This window comes from Methanohalophilus sp. DAL1 (assembly GCF_001683555.1).
GTDB classification, from domain to species: domain Archaea; phylum Halobacteriota; class Methanosarcinia; order Methanosarcinales; family Methanosarcinaceae; genus Methanohalophilus; species Methanohalophilus euhalobius.
In genome coordinates this window covers 1-24334 of the sequence record NZ_MAFX01000015.1, presented here as the reverse complement: position 1 = coordinate 24334, position 24334 = coordinate 1, and the positions used below count along the sequence as shown (strand labels likewise).

28 protein-coding genes and 2 tRNA genes are annotated in these 24334 nt (G+C 42.3%); 10 read left to right on the top strand and 20 right to left on the bottom strand.

Features of this window, described 5'->3' with window-relative positions; genetic code table 11:
• From A9957_RS04225 to A9957_RS04145, 17 genes are all read right to left on the bottom strand, one after another.
• Positions 1 to 138, bottom strand: coding sequence for a DNA-directed RNA polymerase subunit P (locus A9957_RS04225; protein ID WP_013037265.1), 138 nt, complete (start codon positions 136 to 138; stop codon positions 1 to 3).
• A gap of 5 nt (positions 139 to 143) precedes the next feature.
• The gene (locus A9957_RS04220; RefSeq protein ID WP_013037264.1) at positions 144 to 431 is read right to left on the bottom strand and encodes a 50S ribosomal protein L37ae; all 288 of its coding nucleotides are present in this window, start codon (positions 429 to 431) and stop codon (positions 144 to 146) included.
• Positions 432 to 474: 43 nt separating this feature from the next.
• Complete coding sequence (gene rrp42 / locus A9957_RS04215) at positions 475 to 1269, bottom strand: exosome complex protein Rrp42 (RefSeq protein WP_096711608.1); 795 nt, start codon at positions 1267 to 1269, stop codon at positions 475 to 477.
• A complete protein-coding gene (gene rrp41 / locus A9957_RS04210) occupies positions 1247 to 2134 on the bottom strand; it encodes an exosome complex exonuclease Rrp41 (protein WP_096711330.1) in 888 nt (295 codons plus the stop codon). Before rrp41 ends, rrp42 begins: the two co-directional genes overlap by 23 nt.
• Positions 2135 to 2184: 50 nt before the next feature.
• A complete protein-coding gene (gene rrp4 / locus A9957_RS04205; RefSeq protein ID WP_096711331.1) occupies positions 2185 to 2952 on the bottom strand; it encodes an exosome complex RNA-binding protein Rrp4 in 768 nt (255 codons plus the stop codon).
• 12 nt (positions 2953 to 2964) lie between these two features.
• Positions 2965 to 3657 carry a ribosome assembly factor SBDS gene (locus tag A9957_RS04200; RefSeq protein ID WP_105460045.1) on the bottom strand — a complete coding sequence of 231 codons (693 nt, stop codon included), beginning with the start codon at positions 3655 to 3657 and terminating at the stop codon, positions 2965 to 2967.
• A 23-nt stretch (positions 3658 to 3680) separates the two neighbouring features.
• Positions 3681 to 4451, bottom strand: coding sequence for an archaeal proteasome endopeptidase complex subunit alpha (psmA, locus tag A9957_RS04195; RefSeq protein ID WP_072358139.1), 771 nt, complete (start codon positions 4449 to 4451; stop codon positions 3681 to 3683).
• A 71-nt stretch (positions 4452 to 4522) separates the two neighbouring features.
• Positions 4523 to 4891 (bottom strand): Rpp14/Pop5 family protein, encoded by a 369-nt coding sequence (locus A9957_RS04190; RefSeq protein WP_096711333.1) that lies wholly within the window; start codon positions 4889 to 4891, stop codon positions 4523 to 4525.
• A complete protein-coding gene (gene rnp3, locus A9957_RS04185) occupies positions 4891 to 5604 on the bottom strand; it encodes a ribonuclease P protein component 3 (RefSeq protein WP_096711334.1) in 714 nt (237 codons plus the stop codon). Before rnp3 ends, A9957_RS04190 begins: the two co-directional genes overlap by 1 nt.
• Positions 5591 to 6028, bottom strand: coding sequence for an RNA-binding protein (locus A9957_RS04180; RefSeq protein WP_181079137.1), 438 nt, complete (start codon positions 6026 to 6028; stop codon positions 5591 to 5593). The genes rnp3 and A9957_RS04180 overlap by 14 nt, the downstream gene beginning before the upstream one ends.
• Positions 6029 to 6042: 14 nt before the next feature.
• Positions 6043 to 6633 carry a 50S ribosomal protein L15e gene (locus A9957_RS04175; protein ID WP_096711336.1) on the bottom strand — a complete coding sequence of 197 codons (591 nt, stop codon included), beginning with the start codon at positions 6631 to 6633 and terminating at the stop codon, positions 6043 to 6045.
• Between the two features lie 139 nt (positions 6634 to 6772).
• Positions 6773 to 6972 (bottom strand) — tRNA-Trp (locus A9957_RS04170).
• 103 nt (positions 6973 to 7075) lie between these two features.
• A complete protein-coding gene (gene cobT, locus A9957_RS04165) occupies positions 7076 to 8131 on the bottom strand; it encodes a nicotinate mononucleotide-dependent phosphoribosyltransferase CobT (RefSeq protein ID WP_096711337.1) in 1056 nt (351 codons plus the stop codon).
• A gap of 27 nt (positions 8132 to 8158) precedes the next feature.
• Positions 8159 to 9595 carry a proline--tRNA ligase gene (gene proS / locus A9957_RS04160; protein ID WP_096711338.1) on the bottom strand — a complete coding sequence of 479 codons (1437 nt, stop codon included), beginning with the start codon at positions 9593 to 9595 and terminating at the stop codon, positions 8159 to 8161.
• A 55-nt stretch (positions 9596 to 9650) separates the two neighbouring features.
• Entirely contained in the window at positions 9651 to 10295 is a 645-nt protein-coding gene (locus tag A9957_RS04155; protein WP_096711339.1) for a ZPR1 zinc finger domain-containing protein, read from the bottom strand.
• Positions 10292 to 10672, bottom strand: coding sequence for a cell division protein SepF (gene sepF, locus A9957_RS04150; RefSeq protein ID WP_181079151.1), 381 nt, complete (start codon positions 10670 to 10672; stop codon positions 10292 to 10294). The genes A9957_RS04155 and sepF overlap by 4 nt, the downstream gene beginning before the upstream one ends.
• A gap of 72 nt (positions 10673 to 10744) precedes the next feature.
• Positions 10745 to 11227 carry an RNA-binding protein gene (locus A9957_RS04145; protein ID WP_258082527.1) on the bottom strand — a complete coding sequence of 161 codons (483 nt, stop codon included), beginning with the start codon at positions 11225 to 11227 and terminating at the stop codon, positions 10745 to 10747.
• A gap of 210 nt (positions 11228 to 11437) precedes the next feature.
• On the opposite strand from A9957_RS04145, the gene A9957_RS04140 reads away from it, so the two are divergent.
• From A9957_RS04140 to A9957_RS04120, 5 genes are all read left to right on the top strand, one after another.
• Positions 11438 to 12883: an NAD(P)/FAD-dependent oxidoreductase gene (locus A9957_RS04140; RefSeq protein WP_292343290.1), complete on the top strand. Its 1446-nt coding sequence runs from the start codon at positions 11438 to 11440 to the stop codon at positions 12881 to 12883.
• Between the two features lie 152 nt (positions 12884 to 13035).
• On the top strand, positions 13036 to 16206 hold the full coding sequence (gene ileS / locus A9957_RS04135) for an isoleucine--tRNA ligase (RefSeq protein WP_105460038.1): 3171 nt from the start codon (positions 13036 to 13038) through the stop codon (positions 16204 to 16206).
• A gap of 9 nt (positions 16207 to 16215) precedes the next feature.
• Positions 16216 to 16842, top strand: a complete 627-nt coding sequence (locus A9957_RS04130) for a 6-hydroxymethylpterin diphosphokinase MptE-like protein (protein ID WP_096711344.1) — start codon at positions 16216 to 16218, stop codon at positions 16840 to 16842.
• Positions 16843 to 16901: 59 nt separating this feature from the next.
• Positions 16902 to 17993: a DUF373 family protein gene (locus tag A9957_RS04125; RefSeq protein WP_105460037.1), complete on the top strand. Its 1092-nt coding sequence runs from the start codon at positions 16902 to 16904 to the stop codon at positions 17991 to 17993.
• A 2-nt stretch (positions 17994 to 17995) separates the two neighbouring features.
• A complete protein-coding gene (locus A9957_RS04120; protein ID WP_096711346.1) occupies positions 17996 to 18766 on the top strand; it encodes an MTAP family purine nucleoside phosphorylase in 771 nt (256 codons plus the stop codon).
• Positions 18767 to 18768: 2 nt separating this feature from the next.
• On the opposite strand, the gene A9957_RS04115 is transcribed toward A9957_RS04120, so the two are convergent.
• Positions 18769 to 19593, bottom strand: coding sequence for a recombinase RecA (locus tag A9957_RS04115; protein ID WP_096711347.1), 825 nt, complete (start codon positions 19591 to 19593; stop codon positions 18769 to 18771).
• Positions 19594 to 19740: 147 nt separating this feature from the next.
• Between A9957_RS04115 and A9957_RS04110 the strand changes: the two genes are divergently transcribed.
• The 5 genes from A9957_RS04110 (at position 19741) to A9957_RS04090 (ending at position 23504) form a co-directional block, all read left to right on the top strand.
• On the top strand, positions 19741 to 22224 hold the full coding sequence (locus A9957_RS04110) for a DUF5814 domain-containing protein (RefSeq protein ID WP_096711348.1): 2484 nt from the start codon (positions 19741 to 19743) through the stop codon (positions 22222 to 22224).
• Between the two features lie 56 nt (positions 22225 to 22280).
• Positions 22281 to 22652, top strand: coding sequence for a DUF3467 domain-containing protein (locus A9957_RS04105; protein ID WP_128754115.1), 372 nt, complete (start codon positions 22281 to 22283; stop codon positions 22650 to 22652).
• A 129-nt stretch (positions 22653 to 22781) separates the two neighbouring features.
• Positions 22782 to 23009, top strand: a complete 228-nt coding sequence (locus A9957_RS04100) for an LSM domain-containing protein (RefSeq protein WP_072358175.1) — start codon at positions 22782 to 22784, stop codon at positions 23007 to 23009.
• A gap of 13 nt (positions 23010 to 23022) precedes the next feature.
• The gene (locus tag A9957_RS04095; protein WP_096711349.1) at positions 23023 to 23367 is read left to right on the top strand and encodes a MarR family transcriptional regulator; all 345 of its coding nucleotides are present in this window, start codon (positions 23023 to 23025) and stop codon (positions 23365 to 23367) included.
• A 59-nt stretch (positions 23368 to 23426) separates the two neighbouring features.
• A tRNA-Glu gene (locus A9957_RS04090) sits at positions 23427 to 23504 on the top strand.
• A gap of 141 nt (positions 23505 to 23645) precedes the next feature.
• Here the strand turns inward: A9957_RS04090 and A9957_RS04085 are convergent.
• Positions 23646 to 23933, bottom strand: a complete 288-nt coding sequence (locus A9957_RS04085; RefSeq protein ID WP_292343288.1) for a DUF1699 family protein — start codon at positions 23931 to 23933, stop codon at positions 23646 to 23648.
• Between the two features lie 184 nt (positions 23934 to 24117).
• On the bottom strand, positions 24118 to 24333 hold the full coding sequence (locus A9957_RS04080; RefSeq protein WP_292343286.1) for a winged helix-turn-helix domain-containing protein: 216 nt from the start codon (positions 24331 to 24333) through the stop codon (positions 24118 to 24120).
• Position 24334 lies beyond the last annotated feature (1 nt).

The following is a 24334-nucleotide window of genomic DNA, read 5'->3' as shown; positions in this document are numbered from 1 at the left end:
TCACTCTGCTTTCAATGTCTTTATTGTGGTAGGTCTTCCTTTTACAAGAATACGATTCCCACAATAAGGACAGCGTATTCCAGTGTACTGGTAGTCAATTTCAACTGCTCTTTTACACCGGGTACATTTATAATCCATATCTATTACTCAACCTGTTCGACTGCCTTTTTAACGGTTCTGGATATAGTTTTGCCCACAGAAGTGGATGGGGTGTAGGTACCACCTGCAAAGGTGTGGCCACATTTCCTGCATTCCCAGATACCTGTACCGACCCTTTTTACAGTAGGTCTGTCACATTTCACACAGGTATGTGGCATATGTGTCCGTTCTTCGATATCTCCAACAAGTTTACGATCCTTACGACCGTACCTGGTACCGTACCTTCCTGCTGAACGGGAAACCCTTCCCTTTTTTGAATACTTTTTTGCCATGATAATTGTCTCCTTGGATGGTATGATCTAAAAACCCTGTTACTCATATTTCCAATAAATACTTTTCTCGTATAATCTCGCCTTTTTCCTTCGCGATCTTACTTGCCTTAACAACTTGTGCCGGTGTCAAACTACCTGAACCACTTTTTTGCATTGAACAAATGGAACCGTCCTGATTAGAGGATATGGTAATTCTTGTTTCACATACTGATTCTTCACCATACGTGGGATCTAACACCATTTCATCACCAATCTTGACCAGTGATATACCCACAGGCATTTCACGCACAGGCATGGGGTAATCTTCACCTTTTCCTTCTCTTTCAGAAGGTACTGTTGTGGTCATAAGGGCAGCGATTGCACCCAGGGATGCGGCATCAAGTATATTTCCGGAATTATTCAGAACATGGACATCAATGAAAACCATCCATACCTCTTCGCCTTCCGTAATACAGAGCTTGTTTATATCTATTGCGCCAGATTCCCTTATGCCTCTATCTACAATCCTGGCCATCTCGATAGCTTTCTCTCTTGGAGGACCTGCTTCAAAGTCAGGTGAAGCAATTGGATTAAGTTCCATATTGGTAATGATAACTCCTTCTGTAGGACTATCGGGGAAAGGAGTACCAACCTGCATTTTGACACCCACCATTACCTGGGTATCCCCATACTGCACCATTGCAGAGCCTTCTGCCTTATCAATAATACCTGTTTCAAGAGCAATATCCCTTAACTCATTGAATTGGCGACCGTCTTCACGTTCACCCTTGAGCATAAGGTTGTAAATATAATCCCGTTTCAGTCTGGAAATAACCTCACTGCCGCTCATCTTCTTCACCCTCATCCTCTTCGGTTACATCATTTTCATCCGAGTTTTCTGCTTCAGATTCTTCATTGTCGAATGAGTTATCCCTTTCTTCGTCTTCCTCTTCTTCTGGTTCAGGGACTTCTTCTGGACTTTCCTCTTCAGCTTCTTCGCCTTCTTCATCCTCATTCCCATATCTGGAAACAAGGGCTTCACGCTGAATTTCAAGAATTTGCTGGCAGCCTTTTTTAACCATCTCCAGGCCTTCTTCAAGTTCTTCAGGAGTAAGGTGACCATCCATCTGGAGAAGAGTTATTTCCCCATCCTGGGTCATTGCGACAGGAAGATCAGCCTGACCATAATTATCTTCTGGTTTGTTGAGATCAAGAACAAGCTGCCCATCAACTTTGCCTACTGCACAGGCCGAAACAAGCCCTTTCATGGGTATGCCAGCATCTGCAAGAGCAAGTGTTGCTGCATTGATAGCAGCGGTCCTGGTCCCTGCATCGGCCTGTAATACTTCTGCGAATACATCTATTACAGCACCGGGATAATATTGTGTCATCACAACAGGTTCAAAAGCTTCTCCACTGACTTTGGATATCTCAGTACTTCTTCTGCTTGGGCCCGGTCTTATCCTATCTTCCACAGAAAAAGAGGCCATATTATACTTGTAGCGCACAAGTACTTCATTGGGTTTCTGCATCCTTCTCGGGTGCAGTTCCCGGGGGCCATAAACTGCTGCAAGCACCTTATTATTTCCCCATTCAAGGTAACATGAGCCATCGGCTCTTGAAAGCACACCCATCTCTACTTTCATGGGTCGGATCTCATCAACACGCCTTCCATCAAGGCGAAGACCCTCATCATCAATAAAACGTTCCGGTTTATCACTCATTACAAGTTCTCCAAAATCCTGCTCAGTATATTAAATATTAAAAGGGCTGCTCAACTTTCATCTTCATCACTAAGCAGCATATCTACTTTTCGGCAAGCGTCTTCTGTGTAGTCCTTTTTACTACTGGTAAATGGTACAGGTTTTTCCTTTTCCTCGATTTCATCGGATTCTTCATAACGCAGGAAAGCACTAATATGGTTGGTCAATCCTGATGTGTGGGATTTATTTTCGATAATCTCTATGGCCTGTGTCAGCCTGTTTATATCTTCATCTTTACCCTTTAACCATATCCTTCCGTTTTGCCCTATGAAAATGTCACAATTGGATTCCTTTTTGAGCATTGAAACCATGGATCCATTATGCCCGATGATACGTGGAACCTTCGTAGTGGATACATCTATAATCCTGCCTTCATCCAGACGGCGAAGACCTCGATCCTTCATTGAAAGTTCCACTTTCATGGAAGTATTAACATCTTTTATACGCAAAATCGCACAGTCCCCGATGCCTATTTCTTTTCGCATCATTGAACTATCCACCCTTTTGGGATATTCAGATACATGAAGAAGTCCGTCATACGGGGAGCCGATATCAAATATCCAGTTTGATGAAGTTACTTCTATTACATACCCAATCACATAATCCCTGGGGGACGGTATGTACTTACCTGAAAAAGGAACAACTGTTACACGATTCTTATCATTGGCTACCCCGTAGAACAGTGAATATACTTTGCCGTCCTGCACATACGTACCTGTTCCAGCTTGCTTTTCATTTTCGGAAAGCATCAGACCGGGATAAACGATTTTGCGTTTCATCCTGAAATCTCCTTATAAGAGCTCAGTCTCAGCATCGCCTTTTGTGAGCCTGTTAACAAGACCATAAAAATCATTCTGCAATCCTGCGGGCATCCTGACTACAGCTGTCCAGGAACCATCATTTTCCCATTTGTCTTTTACAAGGGTTCCGAAATTTGCTATTTCACCGTAAGATTTAGCTGCATATGAAGGAGGAACCTGTACCTTAATATCGACCTCTTCAAACCTGATAGGGATTATTGGACGAATTGCTTTCATCACAATTCTTACCTGCTCATCAACACTTTTGAGAGGATCAATATGTACTTTTGCTTCTTCCATTGCAGTTTTAATACGGGCCGGTGGGTGAGGTGCACGCGTTTGCGGATTAAGCGCATTATGAGCAATAATGCTTACAACCTGCTTTGTCTTTTCTTCAAGGAAATATTTTCTCTGTTCCTGGGTAAGCTGTAGTTCTCCATGCATTATAATGTTGCCTGCTACTTCATAAACATCATCCGTACCAAAACTGTTAATGATATCGGACTCTGCTGCATGGTCTCCCTTCTTTGCATCGGTGAAAATATCTTCAACAGCAAGGATTGTCTCCAGCTTTACATCATTTCCTTGCCTGTACTCAAGAGCACCATCCGGGTCAACCAACACTTCAAAATGGTTACTACCTTTCTTAAGGCGGGCAATTAAAGCTTCATCAAGAGATACCATAATTTTTCACACCTGTACTGGATTTACTGTTCTGCTTCTTCATCTTCTGCTTCTTCGGTTTCATCTTTGTGGTTTTCAAGTATCCGCTCCACATAGGATTCAACCTGCTGACTGGAATATTTGGAGAACATCTTATCTTCCACTTTCACCACACCGACTTCCAGAGTGGATGCATCCAGTTTCATGTCTGAAGCATTGTAAAGGGCTTCCATACCAAGCATAATAGCTTCATCCAGATCCATTCCGTCCTTGTATTTTTCTTCGAAAACTTCCATGAAGGCGTTTCTACCTGCACCGATCGCTGTTGCCTTATATTCAAGTAGTGCTCCGCTTGGATCTGTTTCAAAGAGTTTTGGTGTGGAGCCATCAACACCTGCTATTAAAAGAGCTGTTCCATAAGGACGTACGCCTCCGTACTGAGTGTAGGTCTGCTTGTGATCACAAATCTTCTTTGAGAGCACATCAACACTTATAGGCTCATCATAGGAGACAACATTAACCTGTGCTTCTACTCTGGCACGATCTACAAGAGCACGTGCATCAGCTACAAGTCCTGAAGTAGCTACCCCGATATGTTCATCAATCTGGAATATCTTTTCAATGGATTCAGCTTCAATCAAATGACTGGTAATTCTTTTGTCCACCAGGAGGACTACACCGTCCCGGGCTTTGATTCCAGCAGCTGTGGTTCCTCTCTTTACTGCCTCACGGGCGTATTCTACCTGAAATAACCTGCCATCAGGACTAAAAACCGTGATCGCTCTATCATAACCCATTTGTGGTGCCATCTGCATTTCGTATCTATCTCCTATTAATTCTTATGCACGTGGTATCGATAACAACGTATAATATAGTTTCTATCCATTTATATGTGTTTGTCGTCAGGGACGTTATATGAATCCCTTTTTTCAATGTACTTTTCGGTTGCCGATCGCACAGTACCTGCAATTCCAAGCACATTTACAATTGCAGGATAACCACCTACTCTTGTAATTGTAGCAAGTATAGCCCGGGTCAGGTCTCCTGAACCTCGCTTGCAGCGAAGTATACCCATATTATCATTAAAATCAAGCAGCCTGATACCGGCCTGACTTGAACCAAAATCGCCAATTAATGCAGCGGAATTGGAAAATATCTCATTGAGGAAATCCTCCCGTGAAACCCGTATCTCGCATATTAATTCCAGTGCAAGATACCTTTTCGGGTCCCGAAGAGTAGGAGGGAGTACTTTCATTAACAAAACTCCTGACTATTGTATTGAATAATGCGAACACCTTGCGGAGTTGAGGTATTTCTTCTGTTGCGTTTGATGATTCCTTCCGGAATAGTACTCAAAGCTGCATTTGCTTCATCCTCTTCCATACCGAACAACCCGGCAAGCGCAATCATTTCCCTGGGAGCCCGCATGTCATAGCAGGACATTGCATTGCTCGTAAGTATTGTGGGAACATTGTATTTTCTTGCAAGCTGTAAATTTTTCCTGAAATGTCCCAGAGCATGTACCCGCCTTCCACCCCTCTGTTTGATTATGACATCAAGGTTGAATGCGATTGCCACTTCATTATCGTGGGCTGATTTTGCAAGGACATGATTAAAACCATTGTCTCTGCCGGTGGGAAGATTAGTCAGGACATCTACATTGGGATTTTCTACTGCACTGCGATTTATGGATTCACTGCCCCCATGAACCACAAGAACATCTACTTTCTTACGAAACTTCCCAACAAAACCATGAAGTCTTGAAGAATTACGGACTTCTATCTCCACTCCATGAATCAGTTCTATACCTTCATGCGAACCATCAGATGGTGGTTCCCTATCAATATGATTCGTTATACCAATTCCTGAATATCCAAGATGGTTTGCAATTGAAAGCATCTGGTTTACAGAACCTGAACCATCCGGAAGCACATGGACATTCAAGTCATAATAATCAAATCTGCTCAAAAAAATCCTCCAGCATTTCAAGGGCTTTATTCCTATCTTTAGGATAAGTGGCGATTTTTATTTTGACAGCAATCGCATCAGAAGATGATTCCGTAACAAGTTTTCCAGAATATGCTTCCTGCTTGCTAAATCGTAGATGTAGCATCAGCTGATCATCAAGACGCTCATCAAGTTGGCGAAAAAGTTCATCTCTTTGGGATTTGGACAATTCCGAAACCAGACGGTTCATTAACGCAGAAGTTTCAGCCTTGCGCTTAAAATCCAGACTATACAAAGCCATCGGGTTACCGTAATGTCCCTCCACAACCATAGAATTTATCTGCTCATCGATATCCGAAGAGTTGCGGATAACATCCGGTAAAAGAAATTTCAGGGCAGAGATTACTCTGTCCCTGTCTTCGGTTGCATGCGCAGTTACGCGCAATGTTATATAGTGAATCACTTGCCCTGGTTATTGTTGGACCGGACACTCGGCCTGGTTTTCTCCGTACCGGTTCCTTTACGGCGCATACCTCTACTCTTTCTTCCTGCGCTTGTTTTTCCACGGAAAGTACGTCCCCGGCTGGAACTGTCACATATCCATTTAAGGTCCTTGTCTTTAACAATGGCAGGATGGAATGGATCCACAAGAATTGCTTCAAACCATTTATTCTTTCCATCTTCTCCTATCCAGTAAGAGTTGAGTACTTCCATGTTAGGATGGCGGCGCGAAGCCCTTTCCTCGGCAATTCTCTGGAGACTCTTTTCTCCTGTGATCTTGTTTTTACCCATATGCTGGGTCCTTCTTCCACGCATATAACGGGAATTACGCCTGCTCCCACGGTGCACCTTTACACGTACGACTGTGATTCCCTGTTTTGCCTTATATCCAAGGGAACGTGCGCGGTCTATACGGGTAGGCCTTTTTACACGGGTTACTGAGCCTTCACGTCTCCATTCCTGAAGTCTTTCCCATCTGAGATCCTTTACATAAGAATCATCAGGTCTTTTCCATGCGTCTCTTACATAACTGTAAAATGATTTTGACATTATTTCACCTTGTTTCATTCATTGACGGTTCAGCCATAAAGGCCACACTCCAACGGGATTTTTTCCCGTAGATGAAACACGCCGCTAATACGACGGCAATATGATTTAAAGGTTTGTGTTACAAAAGAAAAGGAAAACGTGGGGCTGGTGAGATTCGAACTCACGATCGACGGGTCTCTCCGAACAACTGCACTTAGCAGCTTTGACTGTTCTTATGAACACATATCAGTGCTCCAACGGTTCCTCACTGGCAAACCCCGTCGGGCAAGCCTCAGTAGACCCGTTGTTCATCATTTATCCGCTGGAGCCCGTCGCCATTCCTGGCTAGGCCACAGCCCCGCAAAACACGTTGCATGAAACGTGTAAGCATCCACCCAATACACCTCATATATAATATATTTACCGGTGCAGAGGCGGATAACCCGGCAAATATGTAATGAATTTACTCATAATCTTCCAGCAGATCTGCCAGCTCAATGCAAATCTTCTCCACCTGTGCCGTCATTTCCTGACGGGAGTGTCCCAACAAACGTCCTATATAAAAAGCCCCTCCTGCACCGACTCCTTCTTTCACATAGCCCTTCTCATATTGCTGGAGGCCCAAAAATTTTGATTTGCCAAATCCGAGATCTTCAGCAAACATTTCTACTCCAATTTGTTTTGCCAAATCACGGAAATTTGCAGTTTCATCATTTGCCACATAGCTAGTAGTAACAATGGAAAGATTACTCGTATCCATTCCCATATGTTTTATAATGCTGAATACGGCAGCCATCTGTGTTCCACCTGCAAGAATTACACGTGTACCATTACCTATACCGGAAACAAGTCCGGCAACTGCAGGCATCATGGGATCACCCACACAACGTACAGCTTCAAGAGGATCCTGCCTGAGTTTTCCGTGAGTGATATCTGAAGATTCAAGAGCTTGCTTTACAACCTGTGCTTTCAGTCCTATAGGATTTGCTGAAGCACTACTGCTCACTTTTCCATCATATCCCAGAGCGTTTAGAACCGCCTGAGCAGTTGTCGTTCCGCCCGGAATACTCTCTCCGATAACTATAAAATCTGATTTATCTTTAAGGTTTTTACCTGTTTCTTCTGCACGTTTGAAAACGGTGTGCGGATCTTCTACTGCGATTTTATTACGTATATCCGCCCCTGCAGGGACTTCAAGGTCTATCATAGGTACTTTAGGAGTGAGTTTCATACCCGCACGCACAAACACATGAGGCACTCCCGTAGTAACCAGAACGGCCCGGGTAGTAATCCCTGGCGTAGGAGTGTTAAAAGGAGGAGTCATAGGCAGTACGGGAACACTTATGATATTTCCCGTTTCCAGCACTTCAGCATCTCCTGCAGGAGTATAATCTGTCAGTTTGGCACTCTTTCCTGCGGCTGAAAGACCCTCTATATATGCAGTTTCGGTGTTGGAAAGCACGCATACGAAAAGAGGCTTTTCAGGTACATCTTTATGTCCAGGTAGGAATGAATCCATGATAACCACTGTTTTATTTTATTAAATTCAATAGGTTCTTGAAATATAAATGGAATTGACTGCCTCTTCACCACACAGAGGGCATTTTTTACCCTTACAGCCAGGTTGTTCATTCGGTATTCCAAGTATTCCGGCTCCAATGACATCTTCCATCTCTTTACCGCAATCTTTCTTTCCACACCAGTAAGTCTGAACAATTCCATGAACCAGTTTATCTTTGATCCCTTCCAGACCTTCACAAAGGAAAATATGTTCCCGTAATTGGGCCTCAGCCTGTGAATACAGGTTTTCATGTATATCTGCGAAGGTGTCCTTTATGGTTGAAGCTATATCTTCAAGTGGAATCTGTTCTTTTTCACCGGTGTCCCTTCTTGCCATCATTGCTGCCTTATTTTTCAGGTCACGGGGACCAATTTCCAGCCTGATCGGTACACCCTGCATCTCCCATTTGTAGTATTTGGCACCCGGGCGCTTATCGCTATCATCAGTCTTGACCTTAATACCGGCATCCTTGAGCTCTTCTGAGACCTTTTCACAGGCTGCAAGAACTTCTTCGGGATTTTTGAATATGATGGGAATAATAACAACCTGCACAGGGGCGACCTCAGGTGGAAGTACAAGTCCCTTGTCATCACCATGAGTAGAAATTAGTGCTGCAAGACAGCGTTCAGAAACACCATAACAGGCCTGGTGAGCATATACCTGCTCCCCTTCAGAATCTTCATAGGTTATTTCAAAAGTCTTTGCAAAATTATCGCCCAAATGATGGGCAGTACCCACCTGAAGCGTTCTCCCGTCAGGCATCAGTGAATCAACAGCAATCGTATAATCCGCACCCGGAAACTTATCCCAGTCGGGTCTTCTGGAAGACAGTATCGGTATCGCAAGCCTGTGGTAGAATTCAGTATATATCCTTATTGCCTCATCTACCTGGCCGGCTGCTTCATCCCATGTAGCATGAACCGTATGCGCTTCCTTGAAAGAAGTGATCTCCCTGAGGCGGATAAGGGGACGCGTGTGTTTTGTCTCATAACGGAATGTGTTGACAATCTGATACAGGCGCAAGGGGAGGTCTGCATGAGAGCGCACCCAGAGCTTATACATCGGATATATGGCTGTTTCACTTGTGGGACGCAATGCAAGCTTTACTTCAAGAGGAGATGTCCCCCCATGGGTCACCCAGTAGACCTCATCCTCAAATCCCTTTATGTGCTGTGCCTCTTTCATAAACTCGGATTCAGGGACAAGCAGAGGAAACATTGTTTCTTCATGGTCCCTGTCAAGAAGTTCCCTCATAATAGAATATGTTTTTTTTCTGATAGTAAAACCGAAGGGATGCCATACATAGAGACCCTTTACAGGGTAACGTACATCCATTATCTTTGCAATTTGGAGTAATTCATTATACCATTCACTGAAATTGTCTTTTGATGGCAATGATGCTTCTTTTTCCTGTTCGCCCATAAAGTCACCAGAAATTGTTTTTAAAATCCTGCGAAGATAAATAAACCCATTATTTTTAGTCATTTCCAAGAGGTTGGATATTTTCAGAAGAGTCAACCTTGAGATTAGCGGAATCAGCATCCAGAATTACCATCCCTGTTTTAAGTGCTGATGCCTCCTCCGGAGTAAGATTGCTGCATGATGCCCTCTCAGATATAATAGTGCTGTTACCCAGTGGATCTTCCATTATGACGGTAAGATTAGCCTTGCTGGAAAGTGTATCATTTAACCTTTTCAGAATATTTTTCCCTGCAGCCTCTTTTTCCGGATCATCTTGCGACCATTTTATTGCAGTTTTCACTACATCCCTGACTCTGTAGAGCAATCCTTCAATATTTGTTACATAGGAATCAGAAACATTACCTGGTTCGATAACAATACCAAGTTCAGGAATCCTTACAGTTCCAGATATTGACCGGATAACCCTGCAGTTAAGGTCTTCTTCCTTTTCTATTTTCAATTCACAACGTATCGGCTCTTTCTGAGCCAGGATCATAGTGTCTGTAAAACGAAAACCACAGCCACAACGACTCGTTACATACATAACTTCACCAAAAAAAGGTATATCGTCACTCTGCCAGTGCATGATCATTTCATTGTGGCAAAGAGGACAGGTGGTTTGGGTATCAAATCCCTCTTTCCTTTCGCTTTCTGGGTTCAATATCTCCCACCAATTACCTTGGACCTGTCTATTTTTACGCCGGTTGGTGTTACCAATACCTGATCTTCTTTAATCCCCGCAATATCACCGTGGACATCAATTATAACTTCCTTGAGATCTTTCAAAGCACGATCCAACATCAATTTATCAGCCTTTATATTGGAAATATCAATCATAAGGATATTACCGTCATATATTTCCTTTTTAAGGGACGGTAATTCATTAAGATTGGTAAGTTCAGCAACCCTTACGTAAGTTTCAGCAGGTTCTTCATCCATTACCTCTTCATACTTACCAAGATCAAGTTCAGTGTACTCCTCTGCAGAAGACGTAGCTTTAGTTCCACTTCCGAACAATTTGTCCATGAATGCCATAATCCACACCTTTTATTTTGAATTAAAGATCTAATGTCCTTATAACGTTCATTATATTTTAAAGATATCTTTGTCTTAAAGTTCCAGATTCCAGAATTCATCACCCACATAATGCAGGGATTCTACTGCTTTGCCTGAATCCGCAACCATCTGAGGTCCAGGCACAAGGGCCTTTCCGATAGCCAGTGGTTTTTTATGAGTTTCCTCTTTTATAACGACAATATCCCCTTCTTTGATAACAGGATCTGCCGAAACAATACCCGGACTCATTATATCCGCGCCATTAATTACAAATTTAACTGCACCCTGGTCCACAACTACCACGTATTCATTTATACCATATTCAAGCACACCCCTAACTGTAGGGTGCCAGTCTTCCTCATATTTGAAGAATAAGATTTTACCCTCTACAATGAGGACTTCCATGTCATCTGCCCGGGCACTTTCTATTTTACTATCTTCAAGACGGCTAATCTTGCCAAACTTCTCCTCCATTCTTTCAAAAAGTTTCTTCCTGTCGGATTTCCTCAATTGTACCCTTGATTTAACCTTCAACATATCACCCGGACGGATAATCTGATTGTATTAGAATAAAAGCTGCCATAAGGATTTAAACCTTTATGCCTAAACCGATTTGTTCACTTTGCCTAAATTATTTAAACCCATTGTCATATATTAGTGAAAAATACATCTGACAATCTTGATTATCTATTACACATATAATCTACAGAATAATCTGAATATTCAGGGTCGTTAAAGGAGAGTATTATGAATAAATATGATGCCATTGTAATTGGTGCAGGAGCAACTGGCCTGCTAGCCGCACTGACACTTTCAAAACACGGAAAGAAAGTACTGGTACTTGAAAAAAATCGCCAGGTTGGGGGAAACTGTAACAGTTACGATGTTGATGGCTTCCAGGTCGACACAGGCCCTCATGCTATAACCCACCTGGAAACAGGCCCCTTGAAAAGATTGATGGAAAATTACTTTGACTATCTTCCTGTTTTCGAAGATTACGGAAATTATTTTGTCAGAACTGAACGCAATTTTCTAAAAGTACCTTCTAATCTCAAGGAATTTGCCGTATTCGATGCACTGCCCCGCAAAGACAGATTACTTATCGCACAGACCTTCACCAAAGAATTGACACTTTCTACCTTCGGGGTAGACCTTTCAAAAAAATCTGTATATGATGCACTGCCAAAGACACTATCCACCGATTCATACAATTTTGTTGATGCTATCTCCCATTTTCTCTCCGGCAAGTCAATGAAGGAAACCTCGGTACACAGAATATTAACAGGGAGCAGTTTTGTCAGGGACAGTATTACACAGGCACAATTTGCCAGTATTGTATCAAAGCCTGACAGACCACCGGTTGAGTCTATTCTCCAATCCATCATCCCTGCAAATTACCATAATCAATTACAACTTCGGTTTAACAGTGTATCAAGCCAGTTTTCATCCCTTGGAAGACTTGCAACAAACAGGGCAAACGATTCGCAGGGATATCCAAGAAAAGGTCTCAAAGCACTGCTCAATGCAATACTGTATTCTTTACCCGACTCAGTTGATATAAAGACTGAGAGTAAGGCTAAAAAGATACTTGTTGAAAACAATCAGGTTACAGGAGTGGAAAGCGATGAAATCTATCTTGCAGACATAGTCATACACACCGGTTTTGTAAAGCATTTACCCGAATTAGTGCAAGATTTACCCCACAATTATATCGAGGAGTTGGACGGAATTGTTAATAGTAAGAGCCTGACTGTATGGCTGGGTCTTGATGAGACCAGGAAGGAATTCAACTACCGGGGTTCTGAAATCTGGTTTAAGGATAATGCCTATTGGGCAATGCCAATAAGTAACTATGATCCAACCCTTGCCCCGCCGGGGAAACAGCTTGTAGGTTTTGCTTTTGCAATAGATGACTCATCTCCTGAAAAGAAAGAAATAAAAAAAGCCCATGAGACAATATACAAAGTTGTTCCTGATATCCAGGATCATGTGGAAATGCAACATGACCAGGTAACCATTCCTGAAAAAGCTGCAGTTACCATAAATGGCCATTTTGCAGGGATAAGAACACCCGTAAGGAATCTTTATGTGGCGGGTACAGATACCGATAGCCGCAGTATGGGAGTCACTCGTGCAGCATATTCCATAATTGAAATGTTAAGAATATTAAACGAAGATTCAAATCTGCATTGAAAAATGTATATTATGTTTCTTAAAAGTTGGATTCCAGCAACCATTTTGGCATTCAGCATAAAAGATTCACGAATTATTTAAAGCTAAATTATTTAAACCCATTGTAGTATTAGGATAACCAGAATATCAGCTGTTCATGGAGATTACTTATTATGATCAAGGAAGTTACCGATCAATATAATGCACAAAAAATCGAGGAAAAAGTCCACAATTTCTGGGAGGATAACCATGCCTACATGAAAGTAAGAGAACATCGCCGTGGAGAAAAGCGATTTTTCTTTGTGGACGGCCCACCATATACTACCGGACATATACATCTGGGTACCGCCTGGAACAAAATTATCAAAGACTCCATACTTCGTTACAAATCCATGAATGGGCATGATATTGTAGACCGGGCCGGTTGGGACATGCACGGCCTCCCCATAGAAGTAAAAGTTGAAGGAGTCCTGGGTTTTGAATCAAAGAAAGACATTGAAAGTTATGGTGTCGAAAAATTCGTTGATAAATGTAAGGAATTTGCCCTGAAACAAAAGGATGCCATGACAGACCAGTTCCGCACCCTTGGGACATGGCTGGACTGGGAAGACCCTTACATGACTCTCAAGGATGAATACATAGAAGCTGCCTGGTGGACCCTCAAACAGGCTTACGAAAAAGATCTGCTTGAAGTGGGTAAAAGGGTAGTGAACTGGTGTCCCCGCTGTGAAACAGCAATTGCAGATTCTGAAGTTGAATATGAGGATCGTACCGACCCTTCCATTTTCATCAAATTTGCAGTAAAAGATGAAAATGACACATATATTGTCATATGGACTACCACACCCTGGACCATCCCTGCAAATATGGCTGTGGCTGTAAATCCTGATTTTGAATATGCAAAGGTCAGGGCCGTGAAAGAGGATAAGGAAGAAATATTGATAATGGCCTCCGATCTTGTGGAAAGTGTACTTAAAAAAGGAAGGTACACAGATTATGAAATCCTTGAAACAATGCCAGGTGAAGGTGTTGCTGGCATGGAATACAAGCATCCACTTGTGGAAAACATACCGGAACAATCCAAATTCGATCATCGGGTTTATCTTGCCGATTTTGTAACTGCTGAAAATACAGGTTGTGTCCACATTGCACCCGGGCATGGTGTGGACGACTTTGATGTAGGAAAGGCAAATGATATTCCTGCTTTCTGCCCTGTTGGTTCAAACGGCCACTACACCAAAGAGGCCGGCAAATATGAAGGTATGAATATCCGGGATGCCAACAACGTTGTGATGGAAGACCTTGATGCAAAAGGCCTCCTACTTGCCGATGATACCATCTCACATCGTTATGGCCATTGCTGGAGATGTAAGACACCTATCATCTATCTTGCCACCAAACAGTGGTTTATCAAGATTGGTGACCTGAAGGAAGATATGCTTGCAGAAATAAAGAAGGTTGACTGGCATCCTGACTGGGCCGGTTCTGCAAGATTCAGGGACTGGATCGAAGGGGCCAGGGACTGGTGCATATCCAGACAACGCTACTGGGGAATCCCCCTGCCTGTATGGAGATGTGAGGAATGTGAATCTCTCAAGGTCGTAGGAACCCGCAAGGAACTGCAGGAAATTGCCGATGTTGATCCAGACACCGAGCTCCACAGGCCCTATGTGGACGAAATCAAATTAACATGTGACTGTGGCGGCCGTATGTCAAGGATTGAAGATGTTTTTGATGTATGGTTTGATTCCGCAGTGGCATCATGGGCTACACTGAACTATCCTCACCGGGAAGACCAGTTCAATGAATGGTGGCCTGCAGATTTCATAACAGAAGGACATGACCAGACCAGAGGGTGGTTCTATTCCCAGCTTGGCGCCAGCATGGTGGCTTTTGGACAGGCCCCTTACAAGAGTGTGCTGATGCACGGGTTTACACTGGATAGCACAGGAAAGAAAATGTCAAAGAGTCTGGGTAATGTGGTCCAGCCTCATGAAGTCATCGAAAAATACGGCGCTGATTCCCTGCGTTGCTATGTGCTTTCTTCAAGTGCCCCCTGGGAAGACCTGAAATTTAACCAGGATGAACTTGCAACGATCCACCGGACAATAAATATTCTCTGGAATGTCTATCGTTTCCCTCTTCCCTACATGGCCCTGGATAAATTTGATCCACAGGAAGTCTCTTTTGAAGCAGTTGAGCCATACCTGCGCAAAGAAGACCGCTGGATATTATCCAGGATGCAATCCGTTATAGAAGAAGTGGACAGGTCAATGGAACAGTACCTCCTGCATCGTGCTATCAGGACCCTCAATGAGTTTGTATTGGAGGATCTTTCCCGGTGGTACATCCAGCTCATTCGACCCCGTACCTGGAACGAGGCGAATGATCCTGACAAACTGGCAGTGTACAGGGTTCTTTATGATGTATTTGTAAACCTCTGCAAAGTAATTGCCCCTTTTATGCCCTATCTGGCAGAAGAAATGTATGAAAATGTTGTGAAAAACGTCGATCCCGATGCATATCTAACTGTTCACATGTGTAACTGGCCAAAAGTGGATGAATCACTTAAGGATACCGATCTTGAAGAAAAAATGACGGTTGTGCGTGCCATGGTTGAAGCCGCATCCAATGCCCGCCAGAAAGTAAAAAGAAAACTACGCTGGCCGGTCAGCCGCATAATCATTGAACCTGAAAACAGACAGGTCTATGATGCTGTAATGGACCTGCGTTTTGTCCTTATGGACCAGACAAATGCCAGGGATATAGATATTGTGGAAGTTAATAACAGTTGGGATGAACTTGGAGTAGAGGCTTCCCCAAATCACAGCTCTATAGGACCGGTCTTCAAACAGGATGCAGGCAAAGTCATCCAATATATCCAGAAAGCCGATGCAAATGAATTGAAAAAAGGACTGGAAAATGGAAAGATGAAGATTTCCCTTGATGGTGAACCTGCAACCTTAACCCCCGAAATGGTCAAATTTGAGGACAGAGTACCTTCAATGGTTGCTGTAGCAGATTTCAGCGGAGGGAGAATCTATGTGGATGCAAACCTCACCAGAGATATTGAATCCGAAGGTTTTGCCCGTGAAGTGATCCGCAGGATACAGGACATGCGAAAGGAACTCGATCTGGAAGTGGATGAGAACATTCTTGCACATATCCGTATAGATGATGAAAGGATTGTCGACCTGGTGCTGGACAGGGAAAACTACATCGCAAAAGAGGTCAGATCACAGGTTCAGCTAATTGGCTTTGATGTGGATGCTACAGGCACTCTGGTAAAAGACTGGAATGTGGAAGGTATAGATGTGCATATTGGAATATCCCCTGCTAACTGAGGAATTTGAATGGAATATGACAAATGGGAACCAATATACAAAAAAATAGTAGAAGATTTCGATTTTTCCGAAAATGCTGATGCTGATGCTGCACAGCTTCTTTCAAATCTTCTCATCGGACCTGTAAAAGCAGACCTAAACGGTCTTACTGATGTTATCAAGGGCAAAGATACATTAATTTGCGGTAATGCGCCCACCCTGAAAAAAGATCTTGAGCAGGTAGACCTTTCAGACCATGCAATCATTGCTGCCGATGGTGCAACATCAGTTCTGCTTGAGCAAGGCCTTCTCCCGGACGTGATTGTAACTGATCTTGACGGAGATGTTGAAAAAGAGATTGAGGCAAACAAAAAAGGAGCCATAATGGTAGTGCATGCCCATGGCGACAATACAGACAAAATTCTCTCTTTTGTACCTCTTTTAACCAATATTATCGGTACATCCCAGACAAAACCTCCACATGGCCTATTCAACTTTGGAGGCTTTACAGACGGCGATCGGTGTGTTTTCATGGCTCATCAACTGGGGGCAACTTCCATGACTCTGGTAGGTTTTGATTTTGATGATGACAATGTCGATGAGACCAAAAAGAAAAAACTTAACTGGGCACGTCGGCTGATTGAAGGATTTGCATGAAAAGGATCGCCTCAGATAACCTATATATAACTTTGTATTAATTTATATCTAGAACTTCAATGCAAACTCTGGTAATCTGTATAGACCGGGACAATGATCTTGGGGACAAAGCATGGGTCCAAACACCAATTATAGGCAGAGAGGCTCACGTAGATGCTGCTGTCAGGCTTGCGTCTGCAGATCCGGAAGATTCAGATGTCAATACACTGTTTGGCGGAATCCATGTTTATGACGAGCTGAAAGAAAAAGGATCAGATGTTGAACTGGTCTCTTTTGCAGGAGACCGGAATGTAGGTGTGATTTCCGACCAGCGCATATCACGCCAGCTTGATGATATACTTTCCCGCTATGCTCCACAGGAGGCCATTTTTGTCTCCGATGGAGCTGAAGACGAAACCCTTTTACCCATTGTTCAATCAAGAATAAAAATCGATTCAGTAAAAAGGATTGTCGTTAAACAAAGCGCAAATCTTGAAAGTACATATTACATTCTAAAACATGCATTCAATGATCCCAAGATATCCCAGACATTTTTTGTCCCCCTGGGACTTGCAGCTCTTATCTATGCCATTTTCCTTCTGGCCCGATATCCGGAAGGAGCAATTATTGGGATTTCAGCTGCCATTGGCATTTATATGTTATACCGGGGATTTGATCTGGACGAATCGTTTGCCGTTGCCAGGGAAAAGATGAAACAAGCCTTCTATGCAGGCCAGATGACCTTTGTCACCTATATGGCCGCAGGGTTGCTGATAATAATCGCAACCATAATGGGAGCTCTGGAATTGTGGGGTTACTATACAACAGGAGGTGGCTGGTATTATGGCTTGATTACTCTTGTGACTGTTTTCATAAACAAATCCGTATGGTGGTATGTTTCAGCCTTCCTTTTTGCGATTGCAGGAAAAATAATTGACCTAAAAATGGAAAAACATTTTTGCTGGAGAAAACTATCTCCTGTCCTCTTTGTAATTGCAGCAGGTTTTCTCCTATGGGGTTCCAGTGAATATATATTATCAATAAGTTCCCTGCCATCCGAATCTACAGCAGGCAGTTTCAGCTTACAATATTTCATTTACTCGATAGTGTTATCCATAATTTCGGCTCTTGCAGGTGTAAAGTTATCCTTTTCAGGCAATCGAGAGAAATAAAAATGCACAGGGACATTTCTTTTGCTATAATTGGAGGCGTAGGTTTCCTCAAAAGTAATGGTTATGAAAAAATGACCATTTCAAGTACCTACGGGGATGCGGAGTGTTTTATAGGTAAAACCAGGGGTATCAACTTTGCCTTCATACCCAGACATTCGATAACAGGCCCACATATCCCCCCTCACAGAATCAACTATCATGCCATAATATGTGCAGTAAAAAAACTTGGCGTCAAACAGGTAATAGCCACAAATTCTGTAGGTTCCATGAAAGGTCACCCTACAGGCTCATTTTTTATCCCTGATGATTTCATTGATTTTACAAAAGGGCGCGAATCCACATATTATCATGACCAGACGGTACATGTGGACATGAACCAACCCTACTGCCCGAAACTCAGACAATCCCTCATAAATACTTTGCAGGAAAACAGGGAAGACCTCTTTGAAGGAACATATATATGTACTGAAGGGCCGCGTTTTGAAACTAAAGCAGAGATACAAATGATGGCTTCATTTGGGGATGTTGTAGGTATGACCGGCCTGCCGGAAGTTATACTTGCCCGTGAAATGAAAATCTGTTATGCCTCAATATGTACAGTTACCAACCCTGCATGTGGCCTGGGTAATGAAAGATTGACCGCAGATGAAGTAGTTAGCGTTATTAAAAACCGGGAAAAGGTACTGTTTGATCTTGTTATCAGCTCATTCCTTTCCATGAATGAGAAGCGGACATGTACATGCAGGCTGGCAAAAGATCATGCATGCCTTTAAGATCAGACAACATCTTTTGATGTATCAATATGGACTCCGTTTGCCACATTGAACTTAATAACATCAGAAGTAGGGACCATCCCCCTGATCTTTGGGATTGAGAGTTTGTTTATTATTTTGTCAGATGATCGTTCAATGAATACATTGAATATCACATCTGCGGAATTGAAGAGATCACTTTCAAGTGCTTCTGGACTACTTCTTTTCAGACTGTAAAGATAAGTTAGTGAAACCATCTGTTTTGTTGTTTCATAAAGCATGTTTAATAGACGTTTGATCAGGCCTGTATTGACATTAAGGTTGGTATAAAAGGAAAAAGTATCAAATATTACATTTACCTCATCATCTTCCGCATCCAGAGCAATATTTTGTAAATTGTATTCGGTGAATTCGATTATCTTTGAATCAACAAACTCATTGCCCACACTGCTGACCATTTCTCCTGTTTGCGTAAAGTAGTATTCTCCATAAACATCAACAAAAATAATATTGGATGGATCAAAGCCTAAGTTTACTATGTCCTGATGGATATATTTGGGGCGCCGACCTGTGGCAAAATAGTAAGTTTTCCTTGTCTGGGAAAACTGATACAGGAAAACTTCGGACATCGATAGAGGATCTGCAGAAAAATAGACCAATGAACTTGACGGAAGACCCCCACTGAGACTGTCATCAAGTAAGGATATTCCCGTAGGCATAATAATAGGTTTTGATTCATCAGCAGATACACTCCCTGAATATTTATCTGAATTGCCCAAAACATTCTTGCTTTTTGGTGGTTGTGTCATTTGCTGAATTTCAAGATGTCCATTATTGTTATTCTGCATATCATACCCTTCACTACTAACTATTACTATATGGAGCATATTTATAAAACTTTACGCTAAAATATACTGAATAATATTGATCAAATATATAGTATGATACGAAGAAGACGCTTACTTTATAATAGGGAAATACGTCTATGACAGAATATGACCCTCTGGACTCTTCTCTATCCTTTAAAAGGAAAGGTCACAGTAATGCTGATTAAAGACCGAAAAAAAACTCCTGCAATAGTAGGTGAACTAACTCTGCGAAGTACCAGCGCAGGACCACGACCCTTACGATTTCTGGTATCGAAAGATAAGAAACAGGATTACCGTGCACCCGAGGAATTTATAGAGATACTCAGACGTTCGGAGAGAATATTGATTACCAGGCAGGGAAATGCCAAAACCCACAAAAAAATTATCGAAATGCTCGGCGGATTCCACCTTACGGGTGAAATGGTAGATGTGTGTCGTTTTTGTCTGCTCAATAAGGAATTCAATTTTGTGAACAAGAAATCTATTTCTCATCAGAGAGAACGCATCTGTGAAACGTGTGCACAGGAAGAACTGAAACGGGCTCTGCGTAACTCCCAATGCCATTATTCTGATGAGGCCATACAGCGCATATTTGATGTTTTAAACAAGACAAAAGACCTTGATCGCACCATCGGCATGCTAGATCCTGAAGAAATTGATTCGGAAGTTACAAGATACGACACAATAGCTTCAAAAGAAGATCAGAACCCATATCCAATAAGTAAACTTCCAATATCCGGCCAATTCAAGAAGTCATTATTAAAAAAATCTAAAAACCTATTACCTGTACAGAGTATTGCTGTACGCAAGGGTTTACTAAAAGGAAATAACCTTCTTGTGACCTCGGCAACAGCTACCGGTAAAACATTGATCGGGGAGATGGCCGGTATAGAGAATATTCTGAAAAAAAGAGGCAAGATGCTTTATCTGGTGCCGCTGGTTGCTCTGGCAAACCAGAAATATAGCCAGTTCACTGGAAAATATGAAGGTTTTGGACTCCAGACTTCAATACGTATAGGAAGTTCTCGTATAAAAACGCGCAAAACGGAAAAAATGTCACGTTCTCTTGATACGGACCTTATTGTCGGAACCTATGAGGGGATCGACTACATTATGCGTTCTTCCAAAGCAGATATGCTGGGTCAAATTGGTACAGTGGTCATAGATGAAGTCCATATGCTGGAAGATGAAGAACGCGGGCACCGTCTTGATGGTGTTATTGCACGTCTCAAATATGCAGCACCAGGGGCACAGTTCATTTATCTTTCTGCAACTGTAGGAAGTCCCCACGCCCTTGCAAAACATCTGGATGCTGAACTTGTGGAGTATGAACATCGTCCGGTCCCGATTGAGAGACATCTTATATTTTGCCCCCAGCAAAGCAAATTGAGAATAATGACCCGTCTTATACGTGAGGAATACAATCGGGTATCTTCAAAAGGTCATAAGGGCCAGACCATCGTCTTTACAAATTCCCGTAGAAACTGTCATCGTCTTGCAAATGCCCTGCCAATCCAGGCATCTGCTTATCATGCGGGACTGGCCAATCCGGAACGTAAAAAAGTTGAGGACAGGTTTGCCTCAGGAAAACTTCCTGTGGTAGTGACAACAGCAGCTCTGGCAGCAGGTGTTGATTTCCCTGCCTCACAGGTGATATTTGAATCCCTTGCAATGGGAATTGACTGGATAAACCTGCAAGAATTCTTACAGATGCTTGGAAGAGCAGGAAGACCGGATTATCATGACAGAGGTGTGGTAGTTTTGCTTGCAAGTCCTGATAAGACATACGGGGGCGGACAGGCCGTGACAGAAGACGAGATGGCGGTAAAACTGCTCAAAGGCCGGATGGAAGAAATGAATTTGAAATATGGTCAGGAAGAGCAGGAAGAGGAAGTTCTGGCTTCGGTTGCAGTCACAAATTCAAAAACCGACCTGAACTATATATGCAGCAAAATGGTGGAGGATATTGATCTTAATTCCATTGTAAATAAATTGAAAAAATACCGGTTCCTGACACAGAAAGGCGATGGTATCAAATTGACCCGAATGGGCAGTATTGCAGCCCGACACTTTCTCTCTGCTTCACGTGCATTCCTTATCCGGGATGCAGTACGTGCAGGTCAGGACCCGATCGAGATTGCAGCCAATCTGGAATTCTTCGATGCGGTTTACTTTAAGTTTGCACCCCAGATATCAGCAGCACTGAACGTGAATATGCCATCCCGGGTATTTCAGGGAGCGGCTCTGGATATTGTATTTGAAGGAGATAACCTATCCCAGCTGGAAGAGAAGATCCGGGATCAACTCTTCGAATTCGCTACTGATTTTTTGACATGTGGATGTAAAGAGAGCCCGTATTGTGGATGTGCTGAAAAGAATTTTTCCGAAATGATAATCAGGATGCGCGCTGGTGGTCGCGATCCAGAGAAGATTGCAGCCAGGCTGAACGAAAAGTATGGTATAAGTGCGTATGTTGGTGATCTTTATGGCTACCTTGATGGCGTTATCCGCAACCTTGATGCTATTGAAATGATGGCAAGTGCCCATTCAAAACCGGATATCGCAAAACAGGCAAAGGATTTGAAAAAGAGTGTGGAAGCCGGCAGATGAAATGCAAAACATATTAAGGCATAAGGTTTATGAAATCTGGAAACGAGGATAAGGTTATGGCTGAGGATAAAAAAGAAGGGCAATCTCAAAAGAAGAATATGAAAATCAAGTTGCATAAACCAGATCATTTCAATCAGGTATATGCCATCGGGGCAATGGGTGGACACAGTCCTTACGATTTCAGGATATGTTTTTATAATGATACCCCTCATGGAGTTTCAAATGACAATGAACAGGTTATCGAGCGTAACCTCGAATCAGAAGTAATCCTGTCCCCTCTGGCCGCAATGGAACTCTCCAGATGGCTCGACCAACATATCAAAGAATATGAGGCTGCTTTTGGCCCGATTGCCAGAAAGAGTGCGCAGAATACTTCTGCTAAAAAGCCGGTAGATGATGACAGTTCACATCTTCAAGGGTATATCTGAACAGGGAGCAAATATATTTAAACCTGCAGGATTATAATCGTTAGGCATAAATAGGGGAGACTACAGTTTACATTCGCGTATTTTGATTTAATCTATATTTAAAAATGATATTTGTGTGAGGATTTTATTTTGTTCCCGAATAAGAAGGTACAGAAACTTGTTGGATCCAGAATTCAGGTTGAAATGAAAGGCGACCACAGTTTACTTGATGGTATTCTGAAAAGTGCCGATGATTATATGAATCTCCATCTGGAGGATACCTTTGAGATGGTTGAAGAGGAGCGTCAGCGTTCATTGGGCTCTGTAGTATTGAGAGGAAACAACATTATCTTAATCGTACCGGCTGAAACACAATAATTACGGGTTATTCATGGAAATTGAAGAAGAGGCATTGAGTCTAATTCGCAAGCACCATGACGGTGTTTATCAGAATGAACTATGGAAGGATCTAAACATTGATAGTCGTAAGTGCTCCCGTCTGATTTCCCGCATGATGAAAGAAGGAAAGATCACCAGGGAACCAGCTGTAACCAACGGGTCACGCACCTATCTTATTAAAGCGACAACACCGGATGAGAAATCCTATGAACTTATGCTTGCAGCAGGAATGTTCTCTCCGTGCACAGGTTGCAGGCTTGCGTGTCACCCCGAACATTGCGAAGCTCTTACTGAATGGATATTAAGACTTGTCAAGGAAAAACAAAATCAGACCTGACAAAAACTATATATAATAGTAACGTATAGTAGGGTCGCTTTTAGATAGCGGCCAACTGTGCTCCGATAGTGTAGTCCGGCCAATCATTCCGGCCTTTCGAGCCGAAGACTCGGGTTCGAATCCCGATCGGAGCACCATACATCTCTTTTTTTGTAATATACTATTTCATAACTATGGATAAGAAGCAAGGACTCCTATTCACATTTCCCAAAAAGAAAATTCTGCATATTCCATACAGAAATTGAAAATGGCTCAACTGCAATTATTTTACTTCTAAATTAAATAAAAACAAAATTATTTATCTGTAATTTCCATATACTTATAACTTTTGTACCCTTCAAATCCCCTTTAAGTAATTCCACTCCCTGCATTTTCAGTATTTTTGGCACATTTTCCGAAAGGGATTTCATGTAAGAAGGCGGAATCTGGGCTGCTTTGAGGTTTGGACAATTTTTGAGTATTTCCAGAATATCTATGTCACTTGGCCTAAACGAAAAGTGGATGAAATTTTCATCTTTGCCCAGTCTGTTAATTTCATTTCTTGAATTCAACATTCTTATTTTCAAATTATATACCCCCATTTGCAATTTTACAGCATAGATTATAAACTTTATTATTACAATTCCCGAAAACAAAGTTACTTTTTATGAATAATTGTATTGAGGAATCAGTAAAAATAGTTAGCATTACCGTCAATACGATAGCAATGATCAATAAATTTAATAATTGTAAATTTGACCTAAAGTTATTTCAACAGGTTGGTGCTTCTAACACCTCTCTGACATCACTCATTTTCTGGAGATAACCTGCCCCCAGATTTGTAATTAAATAGCGATTTGATTCTTTTGTGATAAGTCCCTGATCTATCAGGGCTTCAAGGTAATTATCAGCACGATTAAAATTCAGATTTGCCTTATATACGATAGAAGTTTTTGTTGCTTCTGTTCTCTGTACAACTTTAAGTATG